Below are 25,240 nucleotides of genomic sequence, written 5' to 3'. Positions count from 1 at the left end.
TCGTAGTTCCCCGAGGCGGGCCCGGCCAACCAGCCGGTGCCCGCCTCGTCATTTTTCAGCGACTCACGCGAACAAGCGGCGCAGCACGGACACCATCGCGTGCACGTCCGAAGCCGCCGCCATCTCGCGGATGGAGTGCATGGACAGCATGGGGTTGCCCACGTCCACCGTGCGGATGCCCAACTGTCCAGAGGTGATGGGCCCGATGGTGCTGCCACAGCCCAGGTCCGTGCGCGTGACGAAGTGCTGGGGCTTCACGCCCGCCTCGCGGCACAGCGCCGCGAAGTGCGCCCACGACTCGCCGTCGGTCGCGTAGGACTGGTTCACGTTGGACTTGATGACCGGCCCACCGCCCAGGAGCGGATGGTGCTTGGGCTCGTGCAGCGAGGCGTAGTTGGGGTGCACCGCGTGCGCCATGTCCGCGCTCACCAGGAACGAGTGCCGGATGGCCCGGAGCAGCGCGTCCGCCTTCCCGTCCGAGTGCGTGAGCACGATGCGCTCCAGCACGTCCTTCAGGAACGGAGACGCCGCGCCCTGCGCGCTCCGGCTGCCGCACTCCTCGTGGTCATACAGCACCACGCCGCACGTGGCCTCGCGAGGGCCCGAGTCGGCGAGGAGCGCGGAGAGGCTCGCGTGGCAGCTCGCCAGGTTGTCCAGGCGGGCCGCGTGGAGGAACTCGCCATGCGCGCCCGAGCGGGTGGAGGGCTGCACGTCGTACAGGCACAGGTCATAGCCGAGGATGTCTTCGCCGCTCACCTTCACGCCGGCTCGCGCCAGCTCCTCGGTGAGCAGTCCGCGCAGCTCGACCTCACCGGAGCGCTCCAGGCCGAGCACCGGCACCATGTGATCCTGGGCGTTGAGCTTGAGCCCGTCCGTGTTGACGCCGCGGTTGAGGTGGATGGCCAGGTTGGGCACGCGCAGCAGCGGGCGGCGGAAGTCCACCAGGTGGTGCCGCGGACGGCCGTTCTCCAGGACGACCACGCGACCGGCCAGCGACAGGTCTCGGTCCGTCCACGTGTGCAGCAGGACCCCGCCGTAGATCTCCACGCCGAGCTGCTGATAGCCGTGGCGAGACACCTGCGCGTTCGGCTTCAGCCGCAGGTTGGGCGAGTCCGTGTGCGCGCCCACCAGCCGGAAGCCGACCTGATCCACCGGACGCGAGCCCACGTGGAAGGCGGCGATGCTGGTGTCTCCGCGCACGACGAAGAAGCGGTCGCCGGCCTTGAGTGACCAGCTCTCTCGCTCGTCCAGCGGGCGGTAGCCGGCCTCGGTGAGGCGGCGCGCCGTCTCGCGCACGGCGTGATACGGCGTGGGAGAGGCGTCGATGTACTGCAGGAGGTCGGTGGCCAGGGCGTCGGTATCGGTGGGGCTCATGGGCGTCCCACGCTAACCCCGTCCGGCCCCTCCGCCACTCCCAACCGACGCTCCCTAGGCGGGCGTCCTGGCCCCCGCTGGGTGGATCACCTTGGAGGCGCGCGCCCCCGGGGCCGCATCCAGGAAGGTGCCGAGCAGCACCCAACGCCGCGCGTCCGCCTCCTTCCCCCGCCGCGCCAGCAGCGGCGTGGTGTAGTGCCAGAAGGGCAGCCGGTACACCGTGATGCCCCCCACGGTGCTCACCGGGGTCATCTCGGAGAAGTGCCCGTCCTGCGCATACACGAGGTACTGATGATCCACCCCGGGCAGCGTGAGGCTGAGGTGCATGTCCACGTAGCCGTCGCGGGCCTCGGGCTCCTCGGGGTGATGATCATTGTGCGGCCCGCTGTAGTCCCCCGGGCTGTAGCACAGCACCTGGATGCCCCAGGGTCGGCTCAGCGCCCGCCCGCTCACCACCGCCGCGAAGGCCGCGTAGGTGTCCGAGCGCATCATCGCCGTGAGCCCCACCGACTCCGCCGCGCGCCACGAGCGCGAGCGACGGTTCTCCATCAGCGCCGTGCGCACCCGCACCGTCTTGGGCAGCCGCTCCTCGTAGTTCTCCACCATCCCCTGGATGGAGTCCTCGGGGATGGGGTCCTCCATCAGCACCAACGTGTCGCGCATCGCCTTGTCCAACGCATCGCGGCATCGCGTGGCCTTGCCCGCGTCGATGACGCCCTGGAGCGACACGAAGGGCCGAGCCGGGTCGAGCAGCACACCGCACACGGCGCGGTCCTTCCCCTCCAGGATGCGGCGCCCCTTGGGCGTGAGGAGATCGGCGAACTCGGAGGGAAAGGGCTGGGGCATGCGCGCACCATACCCAGCACGGACGGGAACGCACGCTCCGGCTGCGCTCCGGCGCAACTCCACGCATTCCCTGACGATAATGTCTTATTCCGGAATCCCTGTACGGAGAGCCGCCCCGCATGAGCTCCATTCGTCCCCGCCCCAACTTCATCCCGCCCTCCCCCGTGCGCACCGCCGCGCCGCAGTCCTCCGCGCAGACGGCGGCGGCCGCGCAGACGAGCGCTGCCTCGCGCGTGAAGGAGAGCAGCTTCGAGTCCGCCACGCCCGCGCGCGCGACGGCCGCGGCTCAGCCCACGGCGGGGGCATGGCGTGGTGGGCCGGACACCGAGGTGGGCAAGGCCATCAACCAGATGCTGACGCGCCTGGAGGGCACCAACATCACCATCAAGGGTGACACGCCGACGAGCCTCTTCAGCCGCGCCATCCTCGACAACAAGCACATCACCAACGAGCAGCTGCTCGCGATGACGCAGGTGAAGCTGGAGCAGCTCGCCACGTCTCCCGAGGACCGCGCCAAGGTGCTGGAGAAGGTCCCGAACGCGCGCGAGCTGCCCGTGCACAAGTTCACCGTGGCCATGCTGTCCGCCGCCACGGGCGTGGATCCCAAGGAGCTCTCCGAGGCCTGTCCCGACCTGGGCCTCACGGGCGCGACCAACACGCCCATCCTCTACGCCGCCAAGACGGAGCGCATGCAGCGCTCCACCGCGCTGCACGACTTCACGGACTACCTGCGCGGCGCTGGCATCAAGGGCGTCAACAAGGCCGTGTGGGGCGTGGAGAACCGCGTCCTGTCCGCGCTCGTCTCCGCGCTCGGCGGCGGTCGCTACTAGTCCCTCCGCGCGTCGCGCGTCGCACCCCAGGGCCGCGTCCTCCACCTGGGAGGCGCGGCCCTTCGTTCATTCTTCCGACGACGACGACGCGGAGCCCGCGAGCCGCTGGCGCGCCGCGGACAATCGCTTGGCGCGCACCTTCCCGGCGACGTCGAGCAGCCGCCGATCCCTCTCCCAGCGCTCGCGCGTGACGGCATCCACGCGCGCCCACTCCGGCTCGGCGCTCGTCAGCGTGCGACGCACCTGCTCCAACGCACCGCCCAGAACCACGTGGGTCTCGGACGCGGAGGGATCCGCGTGGGAGACTCCTCGCAGCATCACCGCGAGGGCCAGCAACTCCTCGCGCAAGCTCTCTGGCCACCCGTGGCGCCGCCCCAGTTGGCTCAACCAGCCCACGAGCGCGAGCTGGACGTGGCAGTCCTCCACGGTGCGGAACGGCTTGAGGTAGCGGGCATATCCGTCTCCTGGCAGCACGTCCGACGCGGACACGCGCACGCTTGCGAGCCGCAGCTCCGCGTGGGGAATCTCCGGCACGAAGGGCAGCTCGGGCAGTGCCTCGACGTGGACCCCCGGAGACTGCGCGTCCACCGCCACCAGGCGCAGGCGGTTGCGGCCTTGCGCATCCTGCCCCTCGGTGGCCACCACGAGCAGCAGCTCCGCGCGCGTCCCGAGCGTGACGAAGGTCTTCTCACCCTCCAATCGCCAGCCCTCGCCGTCAGGGACGAGCCGCGTCTGGATGGCGCTGGGGTGCGCGCCCCCCGGCTCGGTGGCGCAGAGCGCGGTGGGCCGCTCTGCGGGGAGTTGGGGGAACAAGCAACGATGCGCGGCGTGGTAGCCCGACGCGAACGCATAGCCGAGGCGATCCGCGCTGAAGCCTCCCGCCAACGCCAGATCCGCCGCGTCCGGGAAGCGCGGCAGCAGCGCGCGATGGCGCTGCCACCAGGCCTCCACGCCGTCGAGGGCGGGAGGCTCACAAGGCTCGGTGAGCAGGAAGCGCAGGATGTCTTTCACGGGTCTTCCTCCCACCGCGCGGACTTCAGCCGCTGACGCGACGCCCGCGTCCCGCCGACTTCTTGGACGACTTGCGCCCCGGCGACGACGACCGCTTCGCCTGCGTCTTCTTCACGCGCGAGTCCTGGCCACGCGCCTTCGACTTCGCGCCGGAGTCCTTGCCCCGCACCTTCGACTTCGCGCGGGTCGCGGGCTTCTTCTTGCGCGCCGGTGCCTTCGCGGGCGGCGCCAGGATGGTGCCTCGGCACGAGGGCGTGCCGCAGCGGCAGACATAGAGGGCCTCCGCATCGGGGCCCATGTCCTCGCCGCGCTCGTAGGCGTAGTCGTACGTCAGCTCCTCGCCCGGCTCCAAGGAGCGCAGCGCGAAGACGTAGATGCGCTTCTTGTCGATGAGCGCCTGGCAGTTGGGCTCGCACGAGTGGTTGATGTAGCGCGACTCGTTGAAGACGTTCCCCGCGTCCAGCACCGTCTTGGCGTCGAGGTTGAAGAGGAACGTGTGGTGGCGCTCCATGGACTCGTCGTCGTAGCGGCGGTCCGCCTCATCCTGGGTGATGCGCTCACCGATGTACTCGATGATGCGCGCGCCCTTGCGGATGCGGCGCGTGGCGAAGGCCCCGAGTCCCTGGATGGGAGACGGGCGAAGCTCGAAGGGAATGTCAGCGGTCGTTCGTGGCGTGGGGGATGTCATCGGGGGACGGGAGCAACCTGGGGAGGAGTGCACATCGGCCAGGACGCTCCACCTGTGGCGGTGTAGCGTGCCGCAGTCGGACACGCGAAGGAAGGCAATCGATGACGCGGTGGTGGATGGCCCTCGGGGCGGTGAACGCATTCCTGGCCGTGGCGGCGGGCGCTTTCGGCGCGCATGCGCTCAAGGCCCGGCTCTCGCAGGACCTGCTCGTCATCTTCGAGACAGGGGCCCGCTACCACATGTACCACGCGCTCGCGCTCGTCGCGGTGGGGCTGCTCGGACTCTCGCGGCCCAGTCCCCTGTTGACGGCCGCGGGGGGCGCGATGCTCGTGGGAATCGTGCTGTTCTCCGGCAGCCTCTACGCGCTCGCGCTCACCGGCGTGCGCGGCCTGGGCGCCATCACCCCTCTGGGCGGCCTGGGGTTCCTCGCGGGCTGGGCCCTGTTCGCCGTGGCGGCCTGGCGAAGCGCGGCGTGAGGCGCTGAACGCTCGGCTTGCCCTCGGGCCCGAGCGGGCGCGCTCAGCCCCGCCACTTCGGTGGCATGGGGTAGACGACATCGAGATCGCGGTGGCTGCGCATGCCCACCGCCTCGCGCTGCACCATGAGGTTCCAGCGCTGACGCTCGGCCTCCTGGTAGCGCTCGCGGTAGCGAACAAGACTCGACTCCCGCGCGGCGCCCGTCGAGGCTCGCAGCGCCTGCTCCGCCTGAGCCAGCGCCTCCAGGGCCTTCTCCACCTTCTCGCCCGTGCGCCGCAGCCCCGAGGCCCGCTCCTTCTGGAACTCGACCTCGACCGGCAGCAGCGCGCTGATTTTCGGAGGCTGGGGCATGGCCTGCTCTAACTCCGAGCGAGCCGCTTCGCCGCCCGCACATGAGCCGCACTGAACGGAGCCACGAGGCGACCTTGTCCGCCCGTGTGGTCGCGCGCCATCATCGCGCCTCCCTCCTCCCCCACTCTCCCATGCGCGCCTCCCTCCTCCTTGCCTTCGTGGCCGTGCTCGCGACGCCGCTCGTCCAGGCCCAGCCTGCCGCTCGCTCGTACCTGCTGCGCCCCGCCCGGGTGTTCGACGGCGTCGACGCGAAGCCCCACGCGGGCTGGGCCGTGCTGGTGACGGGCGAGCGCATCGTCGCGGCGGGACCGCCCGAGAGTCTCACGGTGCCCGCAGGCGCGGAGGTGCTCTCACTGCCGAACACCACGCTGCTCCCGGGTCTCATCGAGGGCCACTCGCACCTGTTCCTCCATCCGTACAACGAGGCCTCGTGGGATGATCAGGTGCTCAAGGAGCCCACGGCGCTGCGCGTGGCGCGGGCCACCCAGCACGCGCGCGCGGCGCTCCAAGCGGGCTTCACGACGACGCGGGACCTGGGGACCGAGGGCGCCGGCGAATCCGACGTGGGCCTCAAGCAGGCCATCGCGCAAGGCATCATCCCGGGGCCTCGCATGGTCGTCACCACGCGGGCCATCGTCGCCACCGGCAGCTACGGCCCCAAGGGCTTCTCGCCCGAGTGGCACGTGCCCCAGGGCGCCGACGAGGCCGACGGCGTGGACGCCCTCGTGCGCGTGGTGCGCAAGCAAGCGGGGATGGGCGCGGATTGGATCAAGGTCTACGGCGACTACCGCTGGGGTCCCAACGGCGAGGCCCGCCCCACCTTCTCGCTGGAGGAGATGCGCCTCATCGTGGACACGGCGCGCTCGAGCGGACGCCCGGTGGCGGTACACGCGGGCACGGCGGAAGGCATCCGCCGCGCGGTGCTCGCGGGCGCGGAGAGCATCGAGCACGGCGATGACGGCACGCCGGAGGTGTGGAAGCTGATGGCCCAGCGGGGCGTGTTCCTGTGCCCCACGCTCGCCGCCACCGAGGCGATGCAGCTCTACCGAGGATGGAAGCGAGGCGTGGAGCCAGAGCCCGCGCCCCTCCAGAAGAAGCGCGACAGCTTCCGCGCCGCGCTCGCCGCGGGCGTGCCCATCTGCGCGGGTGGCGACTCCGGCGTCTTCGCCCACGGCACCAATGCGCGCGAGCTGGAGATGATGGTCGAGTCCGGCATGACGCCCGCGCAGGCGCTCCAGTCCGCGACCTCCGTCAACGCTCGGATGCTGCACTGGGAGGACCGCGTGGGTCAGGTGAAGCCGGGCCTGCTCGCGGACCTCGTCGCGGTGGAGGGAGACCCCACCCAGGACATCACCGCGCTGCGCCGGGTGCGCCTCGTCATGAAGGGGGGAGCGCAGGTTCCCCGCTGACGCCGACCTCGGCCGAGACGCCCTGCCCCGCCGCGCGCCACACCTCCCACGTCCACGCCACCGCCGTGCCCAGCAGCATGAAGTTGCGCACGAGCAGGAGCACCGTGTGGGGCCACTCCAGGCCGATGCCGTAGGTGCTGCCGGCCCACAAACCTCGGGTGATGGCCGCGGCGACGAGCAGCACCGCGGGCGGCGTCACCGGACCGGAGAGCAGCGCGAGCGCGGCGGCCCCCGTGAGCCAGATGAGGTACTGCGGGCTCAGCACCGGGTTGAGGATGACGAAGGCGGAGAGCGGCACCAGCGCCAGCCGGGCCAGGTCCTCCATGCGCCGAGGCGTCACGCGCCACACCGTGCGCACGCTCACCGCCGCGGCGGCCAACGAGCCCACCACCCACGCGTAGCGCGTCACGGCCTTCACGGCCTCGGCGGCCTCGCCATGCAGCTCGAAGGAGGCGGGCGCGTGCACCCACTCCACCTGCGCGCGGCCCCATAGGTGCACCGCCCACAGGAGCCCCGCGCTCAGGGCCTCCACCTGCAGCCCGCGCTCGACATGGAACGCCGCGAAGTTCCACCACGGCCACACGGCGCTCAGCGGCACCAGCGGCAGCACACCCGCGACAAGCCCGCCCACCAGTGACTTCACCGTCCCGCGCCGCCAGCACAGCACCAGTGCGAACGGCACGAGGACCACCGGATACAGCTTCGTCACGATGCCCACCGAGAGCGCCACGCCCGCCCACGCGTCGCGCTTGCGCATCAACGCCACCAGCGCGCCCAGCGTCAGCGCGGCGGGGATGAGGTCATAGCGCTTGAGGTAGTGGACGCTCTGGATCCAGCTCACCACCGTATACGCGCCGAGCGGCAACCACGCCCGCGCCGAGGTTCCCCAGCGCCGCACGCCCTCGGACAACAGCAGCCACTTGATGAACGCGTCGAAGAGCGTGAGCTGCAAGCCGAACGCGAGGATGAAGCCACTCAGGTCACCGCCCAGCCACGCGGCGGGCACGAACCAGAGCAACGCATAGGGCGGATACTCGAAGCGGAAGTCGCGGTTGGGGACCGCGCCCTCCAGGAACGCGTGGGCCGTCCGGAAGTACAGCGGGAAGTCCCCGGGGCGGGTGGAGAACGCATAGGCCACCAGGGGCAGCACGCTCACGGCGAACGCGAGCCAATGCCAGGGGCCCAGCCGGGACGCGGAGGGCGCGGACGGAGAGGGAACGGACACGCGCGCGACTCTGCCCGGCCCACCGCCCGCTTGTCGCGGAGAAAGGGGGAGCCCGCGCTCCCCTCCTCGCCTGCTACGCCGGGACGCCCGAACCCGGCGACACCGGCCCTGGCTGCACCCGAGGCAGCAGCCGATCGAAGTCCGCCCGGTGGCAGAGGTCGGTGCCCGCGGACAAGAGCGCCGCGGTGCCCGACGCGATGCCCCAGCGCAGCGCCTCCTCCGGCGGAAGTCCGCGAGACAGCGCCAACGTCATCCCCGCCAGGAAGCTGTCGCCCGCGCCCACCGAGCTGCGCGGTTCCACCGGAGGCGGCTTCGCGTGGAGCTGCGCGGTGCGCGTGGTGAGCATGGCCCCATCCGCGCCCAGCGACACCACCAGCAGCTCGGCCTTGCCCTTCGCCACCAGCTCGCGCGCGGAGGCCGCCTGCGTGACGAGGTCCTCCGAGGTCTCGCCCGTCAAATCCCTCAGCTCGCGCCGGTTGGGCTTGGCCAGGTGGACGCCCTCTTCCAGCGCCGCGCGCAGCGGGTCGCCCGCGGTGTCCACCACCGCCTTGGCGCCCAGCTTCTTCGCCAGCCGCGCCACGCGCGCGTAGAAGTCCACCGGCACGCCGGGCATCAAGCTGCCGCTGGCGATGATGAACGACGCGCCCACGCCCACCTGGGCCACCGCGTCCAGGCACGCGCTCCACTCGCGCTCGGTGAGGGTGGGCCCCGGAAGGATGAAGCGGAACTCGCGCGAGCTGCCGGCCTCCGCCACGGTGAAGCTCTCGCGCGTGTACGCCGCGATGGGAATGGAGCGGCGCGTCAGGCCATGCTCCTCCAGCAGGTGCTCCAGGAGCTGCCCGGTGGGACCGCCCCGCGTGTAGAGGGCGATGGACTCGCCGCCCAGCTCGCGCACCACGCGCGCCACGTTGATGCCGCCGCCACCTGGGTCGTACCGCACCGGACCGCAGCGCAGCTTGTGCTCGGGCGTGACCTCCGGCACCTCCGTCGCCAGGTCGACCGCGGGGTTCAAGGTCAGCGTCACGATGTGCGCCATCTCGCACGTCCTCCAAGAGAGCCCCAGAAGTGGGCCCCAGAAGTGGGCCCGAGCGGGCGCGGCCCAGCCTGCCCCACCGTGGCCCTCTCGACCAGCCGCGCGTACCGAGCCTGTCCCGCACGCGAAGGGATAGGCTTCGGGTGTCATCCCCCGGACACGCGCCCATGCCTCCTCGCGGCCCCACGAAGGACGAACTGCTCGCCGCCACCGGCAGCACCATGCCGGACCTCATCGCGCCGGGGCTGCGCGTGCTCTTCTGCGGCATCAACCCCAGCCTCTACTCCGTGGTGGTGGGCTTCCACTTCGCGCGGCCCGGCAATCGCTTCTGGCCCACGCTGCACGCCTCGGGCTTCACGCCGCGCCGCCTCGACCCCTCCGAGCAGGACCTGCTGCTGGAGTGGGGCTGCGGCATCACCAACGTGGTCGACCGCGCCACCGCGTCCGCGGATCAGCTCGCCCCCGAGGAGCTGCTCGAGGGCGGTCGCGCGCTGGAGCGCAAGGTGCGCCGCCACCGGCCGACCTTCCTCGCGGTGCTGGGACTGGGGGCCTACCGCGCCGCGTTCAACCGGCCCAAGGCGAAGTTCGGACTCCAGCCGGAGACGCTGGGCGCCACGCGCCTGTGGGCCCTGCCCAACCCGAGCGGGCTCAACGCGAACTACCAACTCGCGGACCTGGCGCGCCTCTACGCCGAGTTGCACCAGGCCGCGATGTCGCCCTGACGCCCTACTTCAGGATGCCCGCCTCACGCGCGAACTGCTCCACCACGGGCTGCACGCGCGGGAAGGCCGCGGCGTTGCACGCCAGGAGCCCCCGGTGGTTCTGCAGCTCCGAGCCGTCATAGCGATACGCCACGCCGCCCAGGTCCGTGAGGATGCCGCCCGCCGAGCGGAGCACCGCCTCCGGCGCGCAGTTGTCCCAGCGGTAGCTCTTGCCGCTCACGTGGATGTAGAGGTCCGCGTGCGCCTCGGCGAGCAGGCCGCACTTGAGTCCCACCGAGCCGGACTCCTTCTCCCGCGTGATGCCCAGCCGCTGGACGACCTGATCCGTCAGCGCCGAGCGGTGCGAGCGCGACACCACGAGCCGCAGCTCCGAGGGCTCGGCCACGTCCGAGACGCGCAGCGCGCGACGTCCGCCCGCGTCCTCCACGAAGCCCTGCTGCCCCACCACGCCCGCGAAGAGCGTGTCGCCCACGGGCCGGTACACCACGCCCACCGCGGCCTTGCCCGCCACCGCCAGCCCGATGTGGATGGCGAACTCGCCGTTGCGCTTGACGAACTCCTGGGTGCCATCGAGCGGATCCACGTACCAGCACCGATCGAAGCGCTTCGCGTCAGAGGCGTCCTCGGACTCCTCCGCGACCACCCCGTCCCCCGGGAAGGCCTTGCGCAGCTCGCCCACGATGAAGGCGTTGGCGCGCTCATCCGCCACGGTGACGGGGCCGGCGCCGCCCTCCTTGGCCTGCACGGAGAAGTCCGTGGCGTAGACCTGCTGGAGGATGTCTCCCGCCTGGCGAGCGATGCGCCGGGCGATTTCGAGTTCACGATCGAGGATGGACATGGAGGCCCGGCAGTCTGCCCTGCTCCCCTGTCAGGGGGAACCCAGGCGCTCACAAGCTGGGGCACATTGCCCCATTCGGGGCACATTGCCCCGGCCCTTTGCGCCCCGCGCGCCCGCCCCCCCGAGTGAGGCCCAGGTGGCCCGACGCCTGCACAACCTGCGGGATACGTCTCCTGGGTCCGGGCACCTGGGAGCAACAAGGACTGCCGACGATGATGAAGTGGCTGATGGGGCTGATGCTGCTGGTGTTCGGAGCCGGGTTGGCCTTCTCGGGCGGCCGCATGGTGTACCGGTCCCAGGTGAGCCCGGGCTGGCCCACCGTGGAGGGCACCGTGACGAGTTCCACCGTGGAGACGCTGCGCAGCAAGCGCTCCGTGAGCTTCCACCCCGAGGTGCGCTACCGCTACGCGGTGGGCTCCGAGGTGTTCACCTCGGACACCCTGTCCTTCGGTGGCAATGACTCAGGCGTGCTGGCCGATGCGCAGTACTACACCCGGCACTACCCCTCGGGCGCGAAGCTCACCCTGCACTATCAGCCCTCGGATCCGACCGTGTCCTGCGTCGAGTGCGGCAGCGCGGGCGTGGCCAACTACGTGGTGACGCTGGGCGGCGCCGCGCTCGCGGTGGTGGCCGCGGCGGGCCTGCTCGACATGGCGCGAGCGAGCCGCAAGGAGAAGAAGCGCACGCAGCAGCCCGCCCGAGCCGGCGCCGCGCGCTAACCGCGCAGGCACTCCGACGGCTGCGCCCTCGCGCAGGCACACCGACGACTGTCTCGGCGAGGACGGCGAAGGCACAAGACAGTGGGGTCCCCGTGGGGTTCCGTGGCAGCGTCGCGAGGAACCTGAAAGGACCCCACATGCCCGTCATCGTGCGTCCCGCGACCCCCTCCGACGCGCCCGCCCTGGGCCGCATGGGCGCGTCGCTCGCGCGCCAGCACCACGACTTCGACTCGCAGCGCTTCATGCTCCCCGACGACGTGGAGTCCGGCTATCGCTGGTGGTTGGGCAAGGAAGCCCAGCGTCCCCAGGAGGCCGTGGTGCTCGTGGCCGAGCTGGGCGGCGCGGTGGTGGGCTACTGCTACGGCCGCGTCGAGGGCGTGGACTGGAACATGCTGCTGGACCGCCACGGCGCCCTGCACGACCTCTGGGTCGAGGAACAGGCGCGAGGCACCGGGACCGGCAGGCTGCTCGTGGAGGAGATGGTGAAGCAGCTCACGGCACTGGGCGCGCCGCGCATCGTGCTGTCCACCGCCGCGAAGAACGAGGCCGCGCAGAAGGTGTTCGCGCGGCTCGGCTGGCGCCCCACCATGGTGGAGATGACGCGCGAGACTTCGGCACCGAGCAAGTGAGCCCGGGGCACTCGCGCGCCCCGGGCCCGGCGAGGGCTACTTGCCCTTCGCCTGCTCCTTCGTCCACGAGTCCTTCAGCGTGACGGTCCGGTTGAAGACGGGCCGGCCCGCGGTGGAGTCCTTGGGGTCCGCGTAGAAGTACCCCAGGCGCTCGAACTGGAAGCGCGACTCCGGCGCGGCCTGCGCCAGCATCGGCTCGACGCGCGCCGAGGTGATGACCTCGAGGCTGTTCGGGTTGAGGAACTCCTTGAAGTCGCGGTCCTTGTCCTTGTCCGGGTGCTCCACGGAGAAGAGCCGATCGTACAGGCGAACCTCGGCGGTGGGCGCGTTGCCCGGCACCCAGTGCAGCGTGCCCTTCACCTTGCGACCATCCGGCGAGTCACCGCCGCGCGTGGCCGGGTCATAGGTGCAGCGCAGCTCCGTCACGTTGCCCGCGGCGTCCTTGATGACCTCCTCGCACTTGATGAAGTACGCCGAGCGCAGGCGCACCTCCTTGCCCGGCGCCAGCCGGAAGAAGCCCTTCTGCGGGACCTCCTGGAAGTCATCCGCCTCGATGAACAGCTCGCGCGAGAACGGGACCTGCCGCGTGCCCAGCTCCGGCTTCTGCGGGTGGTTGGCGACCTCCAGCAGCTCCGTCTGGCCCTCGGGGTAGTTCGTCACCACCACCTTGAGCGGGCGCAGCACGGCCATGGCGCGCGGGGCGCGCTCATTGAGGTCCTCACGGATGCTCAGCTCGAGCACGCCCATGTCGATCCAGCTGTCCGTCTTGCTCACGCCGATGCGCGTGGCGAAGTCGCGCAGCGACTCGGGCGTGAAGCCCCGGCGACGCAGGCCGCTGATGGTCAGCATGCGCGGGTCATCCCAGCCGGACACGCTCTTGTCGCCCACCATCTGGAGCAGCTTGCGCTTGCTCATCACCGTGTAGGTGAGCTTGAGCCGCGCGAACTCGTACTGGTGCGGGCGGTCGCCCTTGATCAGCGCGTCGACAATCCAATCGTAGAGCGGGCGCCGGTTCTCGAACTCCAGCGTGCAGATGGAGTGGGTGATGCCCTCGATGGAGTCCGACAGGCAGTGCGCGAAGTCGTAGAGCGGGTAGATGCACCACGCATCGCCGGTGCGGTGGTGGTGCGCGTGACGGATGCGGTAGATGGGCGGGTCGCGCAGCACCGGGTTGGGCGACGCCATGTCGATCTTCGCACGCAGGGTGTGCTTGCCGTCCGGGAACTCGCCCGCGCGCATGCGGCGGAAGAGGTCCAGATTCTCCTCCACCGTGCGGTTGCGATACGGGCTGTCACGCCCCGGCGTGGTGAAGTCGCCGCGCCACTCGCTGATCTCCTCCGCGGTCAGGCTGCACACGTAGGCCTGGCCCTGACGGATGAGCTGCTCGGCGTAGGCGTAGAGCTTCTCGAAGTAGTCGGACGCGAAGAACTTGCGGTCGTCCCAGTCGAAGCCGAGCCACCGCACGTCCCGCTGGATGGACTCGACGTAGTCGGTGTCCTCGGTGAGCGGGTTGGTGTCGTCGAGGCGCAGGTTGCACTTGCCGCCATACTGCTGCGCCAGGCCGAAGTTGATGCAGATGGCCTTCGCGTGACCGATATGGAGGTAGCCATTGGGCTCGGGCGGGAAGCGGGTGTGCACCCGGCCGCCGTACTTCCCGGCCTGCTTGTCCTCCGCGACAATCTCCTGGAGGAAGTTGCGGGCCTGCGTCTCGTTGCTCGTCGTCATGATGGGCGAATCCTGTTGAACCCTCTTCAACCCCGCAAGGGATTCCTGACATTCCGCGTCGTCCGTCCCACGTCGCGCCCCCGCCCCATTCCACCCGGGTGCCTGGGAGTTCACACGGAGGCCAGCAGGGAATCCCAGGTCTTGAGGGCCCGCTCGGCGGAAAGCTCCTCGGCCCGCTGGCGCGCCCGGGAGGCCAGCTCCGCTTGGAGCGTCGGGTCCGACACCACCTTCATCAGCGCGTCCGCCAGGGCCTGGGGCGCGTCCACCGGGACGAGCAGCCCCGCCCGCCCCCCATCCAGCGCCTCGGCCGGGCCGGAGGGGCAGTCCGTGCTGACGATGGGGCAGCCCAGCGCCAGGGCCTCCAGGAGGACCATGGGCAGGCCCTCGAAGCGCGAGGACAGGGCGAAGACGGTGGCGTGGCGCATGAGCGCGTGAGGGTTGGGCGCGAAGCCCGGCATGAAGACCGAGTCCTCCACGCCCAACGCCCTCACCAGGGCCTTGAGCGCCTCCCCCAGCGCCCCCACCCCGAGGATGAGCAGGTGATGGTCCACCCCCGCCTTGCGCACGAGCGCGTGGCTGCGCACGAGCACGTCGAACGCCTTCTGGTGCTCCAGCCGCCCCACGGCGATGACCACGGGCTTCTGGAAGATGGGGACGGCCCAGTCCGGAAGCGGTGCCTCGCCCGCGGCGCGGATCCGCTCCCCGTGGACGAAGTTGGGGATGACCTGGAGGCGGCGCGGGTCCACGTGCACCAAAGTCGAGAAGGACCGGGCCGAGTCATGCCCGCACGACACGATGCGGGACATGCCCGGGTAGAGCACGCGCAGGCCCCAGAGCTGGCGCTTGCGCTGCTCGCGATGAAACGCGCCCCAGTCGAAGTGGATCATCCCCACCACGGGCTTGCGCAAGAGCCACCCCGCCAGCCGAGCCAGCAGCGTGGCGCGGCCCTCCTGCGCGGCGACGATGACGTCCGCCTTGCGCGCCTCCCGCAGGAGCCGCCAGAGGTAGCGCGGGAGGTTGAGCCGGCGGTAGGCCCCCTCGGTGGCCCAGGACACCTGGGTGTCCTGCGGGATGCGGTCGCGGTGGCCCTCGGGTGGAGGGCCGTGGTGGAAGAAGAGCGCGGTGTCGAACTGGGCGCGGTCGAGCCCGGCGAGCACGTTGCATACCGAGCGCTCGATGCCACCGGGCCCCAGGTACACCAGGGTGAAGAGGATGCGGCGCTTGCCGGCCGCTCTGAGCGCAGGCTGTCGCAACATCCGTTGAGCGCTCCCGGAGTCTCGGCTCAAGTCCCCGCGCGCCGCGCGAGGAACCGACGGGCCCACCCCTGGACCCGCTCGTCGTCCAGCATCTCGCGCACGCGTCGATACGTCGCGAAGGCCATCTGTCCTCGGCGCGCCGGCGAGAGTTGCAGCGCCTCGTGGTAGACAGTCTCGTCCGGGCTCCACCGCGTCTTGGACACATCGCGGCCGGTGGACAGATTGGCGACCTGGAAGCCCTCCGCGAAGGCGTACTTGAGCGACTCGGCCACCGTGGTGGTCATCACGCTGTAGTCGCCCCAGCGCGGGTCATAGCCCGAGTAGTAGAGATAGAGCGTCGAGCCCAGCACGAAGCCCACCCGCGCGGCCACCACCTCACCCGCGATGCGCAACTGGAACACGCGCACGCGGTCCTGCGTGGAGAGCCGATCGCACAGCTCCTTCAAGAACCCGCTGGCCTGCACCGAGTCGAACACATCCCGGTGCTGCACCGTGTCCGTGGCCGTGGAGCGCGCGTGGTGCAGACGCAGCAAGGTGTCCAGCGCGTGCGCCACCTCGTTGCGCTCGCGCGCCACGTCGAAGGTGAACGCGTGCCCGTCACGCTTGAGCGAGTTGTAGCACTTGCGCAGCGACTCCTTGATGTTTCGCGAGCGGGTGGACTTGAAGGCCTCCCAGTTCCCCTCCAACGGCAGGGTGAACATGGGGACCTCGCGCGTGGCGGACAGCGGCGCCAGCGCGGCCAGCTCGCGCGCCCCGTCCCCGTCCATGCGCAGCCCGCTCCACATCATCCAATCCCAATCATCCGCGTGCTCGCGCAGGTAGCCAGCCAGGGCCGCGTAGATGTCGCGCTCACGGGCGGGGTCGCGCACGAGTCCCCGCAGCTCGGTGACGTTGGGATCCGCGCCGAAGAACTGGAGCACCCGGGCGCGCAAAGGGCCCATGCCGGGGCGCTCGGTGCGCATCAGCGGCGCCACCGCCACCAGGGCGCCCGAGGCGTCTCGCACCGCGAGGACGAAGAGGCCGTCGCGCACGCTCACGCGGCGCTCGCGGAAGTGGGCCCACCAGGTGGCGTTCCACTCCCAGGTGGTGAAGGGGACTCCGCCCCCATGGGCTTGCGCCAGCCGCTGCCAATCCGAGCGCAGCGCGTGCAGCCCTTCCACCGTTTCGACCTTGTCCACACGCAGTTGCATCAGGGCCACCACAGCTCCGAGTCGCGTCCGGCAAGAGCACTTCGGGTTGTGCGCCCCCCAGGACCGCGGGGCAAGCTAGCGGATCACCCCCAGCGTGCCAAGGCAGCCCAGGGTCTCGATTACCCCGCCCTCCCTCCTGAACGAGCTGAGCGCTCAAAGCCCGTCCAATCGCGAGGTGGGTATATCGTCCAGGCCACGCCCACCTTGAAGAACTCGACTTCCTTTCGACTCGTCCTCACCGCGCTGGCCCTCTTGTTGCTGGCCGCGGGCGTCGCCATTCCCTATCGCAACGTGCGGCTGGCCCAGTCGCTGATGCACCCGGCTCGCAAGGCGGTGAGCAAGCCCGCGCCGGACGCGGACCTCGCGTCGCTGGAGGACGTGACGCTGCGGGCCTCGGACGGCGTGGCGTTGCGCGGCTGGTATCAACGCGCGCGCAACCGGGCCGCCGTGGTGCTGCTGCATGGCTTTGGCGAGAACCGCGAGCAGATGCTCTTCGAGGCCCGAGCCCTGGCTCGCGCGGGCTACGGCGTGCTGCTCTTGGACTTCCGCGGGCACGGCGAGAGCGCGGACGCGCTGGTGACGTGGGGTGACCGCGAGCGCTTGGATTTGAGTGCCGCGGTCGACTTCCTCGCGAAGCGGCCGGACGTGGAGGCGACTCGGCTGGGCGTCCTGGGCTTCTCCATGGGCGGCACGGTGGCCATGCTCGGGGCCGAGGCGGATCCTCGGCTGCGCGCGGTCGCGGCCTCGGGCTCGTACCCCTCGCTCACGGCGGACGCGCACTACAGCTACGGACGCTGGGGTCCGCTCAGCACCCAGCCCGTGCTGTGGACCATGCGCTGGGCCGGCGTGGACGTGGACGCGGTGGATGCCGTCTCGCACCTGTGTCAGCTCGGCGGCCGGCCGCTGCTGCTCATCAACGGCGACGTGGACCCCTACGCGCCCGCCTTCCTCCAGGACTCCATCTTCCAGGCGGCGTGCGAGCCCAAGTCCTACTGGGTCGTCCCCGGCGCGCGCCACGGCGAGTACGCCGTGAAGGCGCCGGCCGAGTACGAAAAGCACCTGCGCGAGTTCTTCGACGCCGCGCTGCTGCGCTGACGGCTCACGACTCCGGCGCGGTCCCCTCCTCGGGCCGCGCCACGCGCCACGTGGGGCTGGCGTTGAACGCGGGCCGGCTCTCCAGCAGCTCGTGCGGACGGAACGTGGCCTTGTAGCGCAGCGACGCGCACGCCAGCACGCGGTAGCCCAGGTACACGTGGGGGATGCCCCGGGCCCGCGCCAGCTCGACCTGGAAGACCACGTTCGCCTTGCCCAAAGACAGGCGCGACAGCTCGGGGTCGAAGAAGAAGTAGACGGCGCTCCAGGCGCGAGGCGTCTCGTCGCACAGCCCCAGCCCCACCAGCCGAGGCCCCTCCGCGCCGCTGTCGTCGTACCAGGCCACCTCGCGCGCGGACGGGTGCGGGAAGGCGAACTGCAGCGAGTAGTCGCGCGCGGTGAGCGCCGACGGCTCCCACTCGCGCGAAGCCTCTCGCTCGGCGTGCCAGCGCTGATAGAGCGCCAGCCGCTCCGCGTCCACGCGCGGCGGACCCACCTCCACCCGCAGGTGGGCGCACGCGGCCCGCGCGCGGCGTTGACTGCGATTGGGCTGGAATGACTCCACGGGGATGCGCAGCGACACGCACGCCTCACAGGTGACGCACGCGGGCCGGAAGTACAGCGGCCCGAAGCGGCGCCACCCCCGCACGAGCAGGTGCTCGTACTCCTCGGGCGTCACGTCGCGCATCACCAGGTTCTCCAGCGAGGCTTCCTGATCCGCCAGATAGCTGCACGGGCGAGGAGGCTCGACGTCATGTGCCAGCAGGAGGGCCATGCGCAGTCCTCTACCCGGCGCGACGCGCGGGCGCCATCGCGCCCGAAGCGCGTGTCCGCCCCCTTGGTTTTGACTGGCACAAAGCCTGCACAGATTCACGGCAACACGCCGCACCGGCGAGGGAACGAACATGGCCCGTGACAGCATGCAGTCCTGGCAGGCACCCTCCGGCCCCAACCGCCTCTGGGAACCCCGCGAAAACACTCGGGCGCGTGAGGCCTTCCGCGCGTCCCGTCGCCCGCGCCCGGCCAACGATGCGGCCCTCGACGCGCGCTCGCTCTTCGCGGTCGCGGCGCGAATCGAGGTCGATATCAACCCGCCCGAGGCGTTTGACCCACTGGAGTTCGGGGTCGCGAGCTTCTGAGGCATGAGTCGTTGCGTGGTGGCGTGACGGCCGCGCGTGTTCTCGACACGCGCAGGCCCGCGCCAGTGATTCAACTGCGGTGGCGGCCCTCGCATTGCGAGCGAGTGAAGCGCGCCAGCGGCGTCGCGGTTCCGGTGAAAGCCAAACATGACGCGGAGGGCCACCCGCCTTTCGGTCGTGGGGCCCGGCCGCTATAAGGCTGACATGTCCCAGATTGACGTCTCGGTGGTGATGCCCACACACCGCCGCGAGAAGGAAGTGGTCGAGGCCATCCGGTCGGCGCTGCGCCAGGAGGGCGTGCGCGTCGAGGTCATCGTTCTGGACGACACCGCCGAGGGCACGGCGCGCGAGGCCGTGGAAGCCATGGGCGACGCGCGCGTGCGCTACCTCAAGCAGGAGGTCCCTTCGCGCGGCAAGCCGGCCCTGGTGCGCAACCACGGGGCCACGCTGGCGCAGGGGCGCTACCTGCACTTCCTCGATGACGACGACATGCTGGCGGACGGCGCGCTGCACGCGATGGTGAGCGCGCTGGATGCGCGGCCGGACGCGGGCGTGGCGGTGGGCTGGGTGGTGCCCTTCAGCGAGGACGCCGACTGGCTCCAGGACAAGCGCACCTACTTCGAGTGGGCCGCGAAGGTCGGGGCCAGCACGCCCAACAGCGCGTGGACGGTGGCGCACATCCTGTTCCGCGGGACGCTGATGGTGAACTCGGCCTGCATGGTGCGCCGCGAGCACTTCGCGAAGCTGGGTGGGTTCGACCCCAACATCCCCGTCTACGAGGACGTGGACTTCTACCTGCGCGGCATCCGCCACCACGGCCACGTCTACGTGAACCGCCCCATCCTGCACTACCGCGTGGGCAAGCCCTCGCTCATGCACAACCTGGGCAAGGACGGCACGCTGGTGATGGAGTCCAACGCCATCATCCACTCCAAATACCGGCGCGCCCACGGCGAGCTGGAGTACCGCGCGCTGCAGCTCGCCCTGCGCGCCCTGCCCTTCGACGTGGCCCGCCGCCTGCCGCTGCGGCTGCCGCGCGCCTCGTGAGAGAGAGAACGCCCGCGTGAGCCTGCGCCATCGACTCGTCGGGGCCGCCCGTCAGCGGCTGAAGGAAACGCTTCGTCCCGTGGTGCGCCGGGCCCTCGCGCCCTCGCGCACCGCGCTGCCCGCCTCGCTGTGGGGGCTGGAGTTCGTCCCCGGCCGGGGCCTGTGCCTGGAGGGCGTGTCGCTCGCGGAGCTGACCCAGCGCTGGGGCTCGCCGCTGCACGTGGTGCACCTGGCCGCGCTGCGCCGCAACCTGGAGCGGTTCCTCGCGGTGCCGCCGGGACGCGCCGGGGGCTGCGAAGTGTATTACTCGTACAAGACCAACCCCGTGCCCGGCGTGCTGTCGTTCATGCACGAGCGCGGCGTGGGCGCCGAGGTCATCTCCGCGTACGAGATGTGGCTCGCGCTCCAGCTGGGCGTGCCACCCGAGCGCATCGTCTACAACGGCCCCGTCAAGTCGGACGCCTCCATCCGCGAGGCCATCGAGCGGGGCATCGGCCTCCTCGCCGCCAATCACGTGGAGGAGCTGGACGTCTTCGCGCGCCACGCCGCCGAGCTGAAGCGGCGCCCTCGCGTGGCGGTGCGCGTCTCCACGGGCCACGGCTGGACGGCGCAGTTCGGCACGCCCATCGCGGGCGGCGCGGCGCTGGCGGCGTTCCGCAAGGCGCGCGAGCTGGGCACCCTGGACGTGGTGGGCCTGCACGCGCACCGGGGCGCCACGCTGCGCACCGAGGCCGAGCTGGAGGGCTTCGTCGGCGCGGTGCTCGACTTCACGGACACGCTCCACCGTGAGCTGGGGTTGAATCTGGAGGTGCTCGACCTGGGCGGCAGCCTGTGCACGCCCACGGTGGAGCACGTGGATCCGCGCGCCTGGCGCCTGAACCAGACGTTCCAGCGGGACCTGCCCGCGCCGGATCCGGCCGCCGCGCTCTCCATCGAGCGCTATGTGGCGCGCGTGGTGGAGCAGGTGGAGTCGCACTTCGAGCGCCGAGGCCGGGCCCGCCCGCGCATCTTCCTGGAGCCCGGCCGCGCGATGACGGGCGACACCCAGTTGCTGCTGGGCCGCGTGCACACGCTCAAGGCCGGCCCGGAGCGCACCTGGGCGGTGATGGACATGGGCATCAACCATGCCGAGTGCGTGCGCAACGAGTACCACCAGCTCCTGCACGTGGATCGCCCCGAGGCGGAGCTGGCGGCGCGGCCGTACACGGTGGTGGGTCCCATCTGCACCCCGGGCGACACGCTCTACAACGCGGTGCGCCTGCCCGAGCTGCGCGTGGGGGACACGCTGGCCATCATGGACGCGGGCGCGTACTGCGTCCCCTTCGCCACGTCCTTCTCCTTCCCGCAGCCGGCCATCGTCGCGTTGGACAACGGCGAGGAGCGACTGCTGCGCCGCGCGGAGACGTTCGAGGACTTGGTCACCTTCGACGCGACGACCCCTCCTGCCCCGTTTCGCGCAGCGTCCTGACGCCGAGTGGACGCTCTTCGCGCCGGCTCCCGACGCTTGGTCGGAAGCCACATGCGATGCGGTGGCAGTCGATGGTGGCTGGAGCCAGAACTCGCGGGCAGCCGCGACCGCGACGAGGCCCTGCTCCTGGCCCGGGCCGTGTCGCAGCATCTGGACCTGACGCTGCGACAGGACTGAGCCGAGCGCTCAGCGGTTGAGCACCATCATCCGCAGGAAGGCGCGCGGATGGCGCGCGGAGCCATAGACAATCTGGGCCAGCTCCACGGCGGCGGGCATGAGGTCATCCGGGTCGATGAGCGGATCCACCGCCAGGGCGCGGTTGTCCTCGAACCAGCGCCGCCACTGCCGAGCCTCGTCCGCTGGCAGCGCGCCGGACAAGCGCTGGAGGCTCAACAGCATCTCCAATGCAATCCGGTTGCAGAACACCTCACCGCTCGCGTCCTGCCCCGCCGCGCGGGCCGCCTCCACCTCGCGGCGCAAGGACACACGGTCCCCCAGCGCCGAGTGGTACGCGAGCATCGGCAGCGGCAGGCCACGGGCGATGTCGAAGCCCATCTGCCCGTAGTAGCGCGGGTTGAAGTCGATGAGCAGGAAGTCATCCTTCGTCTGGATGAACTCCACCTCGAAGACGCCGTGGTAGCCCACGCGCTTGCACAGCCGCGCGAGCCCTTCGGCCAGCTCGGGCTTCACCTCGGCGGACTCGAAGCACACGCCCACGCCCAGCCGGCGTGGACGCTGGAGCACCTTCATGGCGCCGCGCAGCTCGAACAGGTCGCCGGATTCATCCACGAAGCCGGACAGGCTGTAGATGCCCTCGGCGGCCTCGGGGTGGAACTCCTGCACCATGGGCCGCACCACGGCGGGGTCGAAGTTCACCAGCATGGGCGCGTAGGTGTCGCGCGCGAAGTCGCGGTACTCGCGCTCCAGCGCCTCGGGCGTCGCGACGGGCTGGCCCTTGCGGTGCGTGGCGTGGAGGATCTGCGTGGTGGGCTTGAGGAGCACCGGGAAGCGCGCGTGGCGGCGCACGTGCTCCAGGTCCGCCGTGGACTCGGGGAACCAGGTGCGCGGCAGGTGGAGCCCCACCGCGGTGCCCTCTTCGTAGAGGCGCCGCTTGTTGAGCAGGCCGTACACCGCATCCACGCCCGGGTCGTAGAGGTGGAAGAGTCCCTCCAGCTTCTCGCGGTGCGCGGAGATGAGCCAGGCCAGCTCGTCACTCGTGGGATAGAGCACGTGCTTGACGGGCTCGCGGCGGCCGAAGTCGATGAGCCACGCGAGGAAGGCCTCGGGGTCTGACTCGCGCGGGCATTGGACGCGCCGGCCCACGAAGCGCGACCAGCTCGCCGGGCCCAGCCGGCCGGGGTCCGCCACCGTCACGTCCACGCCGTGGCGCCCGAAGCAGCGAGCCGCCGCGAGCGTGCCGTAGAAGCCGGCGGAGAACAGCAGCACGGGAGGCTTCCCGTGGATGCGTGCCACCGCCGCGGGCTCGGTCGAGGCCTCGTCCTCGCGGGAGACTTCGAGCGAGGCGGCGTCCCGCTCTTCGCGGCGTGGACGCAGCGGCGACCTGCGGTGGGGGCGATGGTGACGAACCGCGCCCGGATCTACGACCGGGGTGCTCGCCAGCGCGGTGCTCGCCATCAGGCTGGCGGTGAGAAGCGTCAGCAGGTGCCGTTTCATGGAGGCCGTCGTGAGGGGAAGTCTTCGAAGGATAGCGGTTCGCCCTTCCCTCTAGGAATGCCCGCGGGTCGGAAAAAGCCAGCCCCATGCGAAGCCTGCCCCACGAGGTGGGACGCCTCGCGTCAGGGGACGCCCTCGGAGGGTGCCCACCGCAGGTAGCCACGCGAGAGCAGCCAGGGGTCCGTCGTGACGCCTGGGACGCGCGAGGCCAGCCCCACGACGGATTCGCGGAACGCCTCGAGCGGCGCGGTGTGTCCCTCGGCGCGGGCCTGGGTCCAAGCGGCCTCCCATTCACTGAAGAAGGCGTGCAGGGGCTCGCCGGGCCGGACGCGGCGGCGCAGGTCACGGGGCAGCCAGTCGCGGAACAACCATGGTGCGAAGCCGCGCGAGAAGTCCGTGTGGAACAAGAGGGCCTCGCGTGTGAGGTCCCCACTGCCCTCGCCGCGCCGCAAGAGGTGTGCGACGAGCACCGCGCCGGGGGTGTCACTGCTGCCCTCCACGACGAGCCCCGTGGGCAGCAGCGCCTGAGCGAGCCGCTGATGCGCCTCGGGGACGCGCTCGGGAGCGCCCTGGCGCAGCAGGTTCATGGCTCGGACCAGGCGGGTGGGTTCATCCGGTCCCAGCGGCAGCGCGAAGCCGCCCTGGCGAAAGTGGGTGAGCGCGTCCGAGTGCGCGGAGGCCGCGGCCTGGGCCCGAGCCTCGTCCAGCTCCACGCCAATGACAGGCAGGTCCGGGTTCAGGGCGCGGAACGCGGCGGCGCTCTCCAGCGTCGTCCAGGGGTGCTCTCCAAAGCCCACGTCCACGAAGGCCGCGCGGGCCCAGGGCCCCTCGTGACGAGAGAGCAGCGTGGACTCGGCATGACACAAGTAGTCGTCGAGCGCGCGGAGGCGCCCCGGCGCGGTCCGACCGCGCGTGGGAGTGTCGAGGCCCGTCATGATTCCGGGTCATGGGCGAGCCCCGAGCGAGCGTCAAGTCGCGACAGCACGAAACGCCCCCAGGCCCCGCCGACCTCTCGCGCAGCACGGAATGACGCGCGCCCGCACCGCGACACCTCGGTGCCGACCTCAATCATTGCAACGGGCCGGCCCTTTGCGCCTGGCAGTCAATGCCATGCACGTCGCGACGATGCAGCGTCTCCAGCCCATCCACGCATCCGGTTCGCCCTTTGCGAGCATCCCGCCATGACGCGCTCCCACGCCCACCGACGGAGCATTGCGCGCCGTGCATGCGCCTCGAAGTCACGCCCCCTCGGAGCGTCCGGCCCACGCCTCGCGATAGGCTGGCTCGCGTGACGCCCGCCCCCGTCCTGACCTGCCCACGTTGTGGAGCCGCTCGCGCCGAGAGCCCCGAGTGCCCACGCTGCGGCGTCATCTACGCCAAGGCGGACGCACGGGCTCGCCAGGCCGCCACGGCGCGCGAGGCCGAGGACCGACAGCGCGCCTTGCAAGAGGTGCGGGAGTCCCTGCCGCAGACTCCCACGTTCACCCCGCTGCTCGCTGAACTCCGGCCTCCCGAACCCACCGACGCACCGAGCCCCGACGAGGCGGAACTCGCCCTGGCTCGCCTGGAATGGCACCAGCGCTTCTGGGTCCTCCCCGTGACGATGGGACTCGCCTACGTCGTGATGGGCACAGGCTTTCGCGGCCTCGCGCGCATCTTCCTCTCCATGCACGTGCACGAGTTCGGGCACGCGGTGACAGCGTGGTTCTGCGGCTTCAGCGCGATGCCCTCGCTGTGGGTCACGTACACGGCGGAGACACGCTCGCCCGTGTTGAGCCTGATGTTCGCGGGGATGTTCGGCGCGCTCGGCTGGCGTGGCTGGAAGACGGGCCGAAGGTCGTGGATGTTCGGCGCGGCGGCGCTGCTCCTGCTCCAAGCAGTCGCGACGCTCGGAACCAGCGCGCAGCAGGCGCGCGCGCTCATCACCTTCGGTGGGGACGCAGGCTGTCTGGTGCTGGGGACCGCGCTGATGTCCCTGTTCTATGCACGCCGAGGCACCGCGCTGCGCGAGCGCGGCCTGCGCTGGGGCTTCCTCGTGATGGGAGCGATTGCGTTCATGGACAGCCTCCACACGTGGTGGGGCGCACGAAAGGACGTGGACCGCATCCCCTTCGGAGACATCGAGGGCGTCGGCCTGAGCGATCCGAGCAAGCTCGTGGATCAGCACGGCTGGAGCGTGGGCACGCTCATCGATCGACACGTCGGCGTGGCGGTCGCGTGCCTCGTGCTCCTCGCCGCGCTCTACGCCTATCGGCTCTACGAGGTCCGAGCCGCCGCCCCGCGGCTGCGTGACTTCCGCACCTGATCCCCAGGGCCTCCGGGTCGCCCGCGGCTCTCCGAACCAAGGTGGGCCAAGCCCGACTGACGCCTGGGCGCAGCATGAATCCCCTCAGGCATGCCGCGCCGCGCGACGAGCGGGGACCCTCCTCGCCATGGGGCCGGGCAGGCTCGCCTCACCAGTCAGGTTGTGACCGCAGGTGAAAGGCCGCTACCCTTC

25 protein-coding genes are annotated in these 25,240 nt (G+C 71.0%); 11 read left to right on the top strand and 14 right to left on the bottom strand.

Annotated elements, in window-relative coordinates:
- Positions 1–63 precede the first annotated feature (63 nt).
- Positions 64–1,374, bottom strand: coding sequence for a M18 family aminopeptidase (locus JGU66_19995; GenBank protein MBJ6763055.1), 1,311 nt, complete (start codon positions 1,372–1,374; stop codon positions 64–66).
- Between the two features lie 54 nt (positions 1,375–1,428).
- Positions 1,429–2,220 carry a hypothetical protein gene (locus JGU66_19990; protein ID MBJ6763054.1) on the bottom strand — a complete coding sequence of 264 codons (792 nt, stop codon included), beginning with the start codon at positions 2,218–2,220 and terminating at the stop codon, positions 1,429–1,431.
- A gap of 119 nt (positions 2,221–2,339) precedes the next feature.
- On the opposite strand from JGU66_19990, the gene JGU66_19985 reads away from it, so the two are divergent.
- The gene (locus tag JGU66_19985; protein ID MBJ6763053.1) at positions 2,340–3,050 is read left to right on the top strand and encodes a hypothetical protein; all 711 of its coding nucleotides are present in this window, start codon (positions 2,340–2,342) and stop codon (positions 3,048–3,050) included.
- Between the two features lie 66 nt (positions 3,051–3,116).
- On the opposite strand, the gene JGU66_19980 is transcribed toward JGU66_19985, so the two are convergent.
- Positions 3,117–4,061, bottom strand: coding sequence for an acyl-CoA dehydrogenase family protein (locus tag JGU66_19980; protein MBJ6763052.1), 945 nt, complete (start codon positions 4,059–4,061; stop codon positions 3,117–3,119).
- Between the two features lie 25 nt (positions 4,062–4,086).
- Positions 4,087–4,749, bottom strand: a complete 663-nt coding sequence (locus JGU66_19975; GenBank protein ID MBJ6763051.1) for an SET domain-containing protein — start codon at positions 4,747–4,749, stop codon at positions 4,087–4,089.
- A 101-nt stretch (positions 4,750–4,850) separates the two neighbouring features.
- On the opposite strand from JGU66_19975, the gene JGU66_19970 reads away from it, so the two are divergent.
- Entirely contained in the window at positions 4,851–5,225 is a 375-nt protein-coding gene (locus JGU66_19970; GenBank protein MBJ6763050.1) for a DUF423 domain-containing protein, read from the top strand.
- A 43-nt stretch (positions 5,226–5,268) separates the two neighbouring features.
- Here the strand turns inward: JGU66_19970 and JGU66_19965 are convergent, their stop codons facing one another.
- Positions 5,269–5,577 carry a hypothetical protein gene (locus JGU66_19965; GenBank protein ID MBJ6763049.1) on the bottom strand — a complete coding sequence of 103 codons (309 nt, stop codon included), beginning with the start codon at positions 5,575–5,577 and terminating at the stop codon, positions 5,269–5,271.
- 131 nt (positions 5,578–5,708) lie between these two features.
- Here JGU66_19965 and JGU66_19960 point away from each other — a divergent pair, with 131 nt between their 5' ends.
- Positions 5,709–6,986, top strand: a complete 1,278-nt coding sequence (locus tag JGU66_19960; GenBank protein ID MBJ6763048.1) for an amidohydrolase family protein — start codon at positions 5,709–5,711, stop codon at positions 6,984–6,986.
- Here JGU66_19960 and JGU66_19955 read toward each other — a convergent pair.
- Together JGU66_19955 and JGU66_19950 are read right to left on the bottom strand one after the other, a co-directional pair.
- A complete protein-coding gene (locus JGU66_19955; GenBank protein ID MBJ6763047.1) occupies positions 6,955–8,211 on the bottom strand; it encodes a DUF2029 domain-containing protein in 1,257 nt (418 codons plus the stop codon). The genes JGU66_19960 and JGU66_19955 overlap by 32 nt on opposite strands.
- A gap of 73 nt (positions 8,212–8,284) precedes the next feature.
- Positions 8,285–9,247, bottom strand: coding sequence for a 1-phosphofructokinase family hexose kinase (locus JGU66_19950; GenBank protein ID MBJ6763046.1), 963 nt, complete (start codon positions 9,245–9,247; stop codon positions 8,285–8,287).
- Between the two features lie 218 nt (positions 9,248–9,465).
- Between JGU66_19950 and mug the strand changes: the two genes are divergently transcribed.
- Entirely contained in the window at positions 9,466–9,966 is a 501-nt protein-coding gene (mug, locus tag JGU66_19945) for a G/U mismatch-specific DNA glycosylase (protein ID MBJ6763045.1), read from the top strand.
- Between the two features lie 4 nt (positions 9,967–9,970).
- Here the strand turns inward: mug and JGU66_19940 are convergent, their stop codons facing one another.
- Entirely contained in the window at positions 9,971–10,804 is an 834-nt protein-coding gene (locus tag JGU66_19940) for a 3'(2'),5'-bisphosphate nucleotidase CysQ (protein MBJ6763044.1), read from the bottom strand.
- A gap of 212 nt (positions 10,805–11,016) precedes the next feature.
- Here JGU66_19940 and JGU66_19935 point away from each other — a divergent pair, with 212 nt between their 5' ends.
- Together JGU66_19935 and JGU66_19930 are read left to right on the top strand one after the other, a co-directional pair.
- Positions 11,017–11,523 (top strand): DUF3592 domain-containing protein, encoded by a 507-nt coding sequence (locus tag JGU66_19935; protein ID MBJ6763043.1) that lies wholly within the window; start codon positions 11,017–11,019, stop codon positions 11,521–11,523.
- Positions 11,524–11,660: 137 nt separating this feature from the next.
- Positions 11,661–12,152 carry a GNAT family N-acetyltransferase gene (locus JGU66_19930; GenBank protein MBJ6763042.1) on the top strand — a complete coding sequence of 164 codons (492 nt, stop codon included), beginning with the start codon at positions 11,661–11,663 and terminating at the stop codon, positions 12,150–12,152.
- 36 nt (positions 12,153–12,188) lie between these two features.
- Here the strand turns inward: JGU66_19930 and JGU66_19925 are convergent, their stop codons facing one another.
- From JGU66_19925 to JGU66_19915, 3 genes are all read right to left on the bottom strand, one after another.
- Entirely contained in the window at positions 12,189–13,877 is a 1,689-nt protein-coding gene (locus tag JGU66_19925; GenBank protein ID MBJ6763041.1) for a glutamine--tRNA ligase/YqeY domain fusion protein, read from the bottom strand.
- Between the two features lie 110 nt (positions 13,878–13,987).
- Positions 13,988–15,133: a glycosyltransferase gene (locus tag JGU66_19920; protein MBJ6763040.1), complete on the bottom strand. Its 1,146-nt coding sequence runs from the start codon at positions 15,131–15,133 to the stop codon at positions 13,988–13,990.
- Positions 15,134–15,159: 26 nt separating this feature from the next.
- Entirely contained in the window at positions 15,160–16,323 is a 1,164-nt protein-coding gene (locus tag JGU66_19915; protein MBJ6763039.1) for a GNAT family N-acetyltransferase, read from the bottom strand.
- Positions 16,324–16,635: 312 nt separating this feature from the next.
- Here JGU66_19915 and JGU66_19910 point away from each other — a divergent pair, with 312 nt between their 5' ends.
- Entirely contained in the window at positions 16,636–17,418 is a 783-nt protein-coding gene (locus JGU66_19910; protein ID MBJ6763038.1) for an alpha/beta fold hydrolase, read from the top strand.
- Between the two features lie 4 nt (positions 17,419–17,422).
- Here the strand turns inward: JGU66_19910 and JGU66_19905 are convergent, their stop codons facing one another.
- Positions 17,423–18,190, bottom strand: a complete 768-nt coding sequence (locus JGU66_19905) for an arginyltransferase (GenBank protein ID MBJ6763037.1) — start codon at positions 18,188–18,190, stop codon at positions 17,423–17,425.
- A 130-nt stretch (positions 18,191–18,320) separates the two neighbouring features.
- Here JGU66_19905 and JGU66_19900 point away from each other — a divergent pair, with 130 nt between their 5' ends.
- The 3 genes from JGU66_19900 to JGU66_19890 all read left to right on the top strand — a co-directional run bounded on the left by JGU66_19900 (position 18,321) and on the right by JGU66_19890 (position 21,069).
- Positions 18,321–18,554 carry a hypothetical protein gene (locus tag JGU66_19900; protein ID MBJ6763036.1) on the top strand — a complete coding sequence of 78 codons (234 nt, stop codon included), beginning with the start codon at positions 18,321–18,323 and terminating at the stop codon, positions 18,552–18,554.
- Between the two features lie 204 nt (positions 18,555–18,758).
- The gene (locus JGU66_19895) at positions 18,759–19,601 is read left to right on the top strand and encodes a glycosyltransferase (protein ID MBJ6763035.1); all 843 of its coding nucleotides are present in this window, start codon (positions 18,759–18,761) and stop codon (positions 19,599–19,601) included.
- Between the two features lie 16 nt (positions 19,602–19,617).
- The gene (locus tag JGU66_19890) at positions 19,618–21,069 is read left to right on the top strand and encodes a pyridoxal-dependent decarboxylase (GenBank protein MBJ6763034.1); all 1,452 of its coding nucleotides are present in this window, start codon (positions 19,618–19,620) and stop codon (positions 21,067–21,069) included.
- A gap of 186 nt (positions 21,070–21,255) precedes the next feature.
- On the opposite strand, the gene JGU66_19885 is transcribed toward JGU66_19890, so the two are convergent.
- A complete protein-coding gene (locus JGU66_19885) occupies positions 21,256–22,533 on the bottom strand; it encodes a carbamoyl-phosphate synthase (protein MBJ6763033.1) in 1,278 nt (425 codons plus the stop codon).
- A 332-nt stretch (positions 22,534–22,865) separates the two neighbouring features.
- Entirely contained in the window at positions 22,866–23,678 is an 813-nt protein-coding gene (locus JGU66_19880) for a methylase (GenBank protein ID MBJ6763032.1), read from the bottom strand.
- Positions 23,679–24,031: 353 nt separating this feature from the next.
- On the opposite strand from JGU66_19880, the gene JGU66_19875 reads away from it, so the two are divergent.
- Positions 24,032–25,048, top strand: coding sequence for a hypothetical protein (locus JGU66_19875; GenBank protein ID MBJ6763031.1), 1,017 nt, complete (start codon positions 24,032–24,034; stop codon positions 25,046–25,048).
- The last annotated feature ends 192 nt before the right edge of the window (positions 25,049–25,240 follow it).

Source organism: Myxococcaceae bacterium JPH2 (assembly GCA_016458225.1).
Classification (GTDB): domain Bacteria; phylum Myxococcota; class Myxococcia; order Myxococcales; family Myxococcaceae; genus Citreicoccus.
Note: the sequence above shows the minus strand (reverse complement) of the source record. Positions and strands in the feature narration are given on the sequence as shown.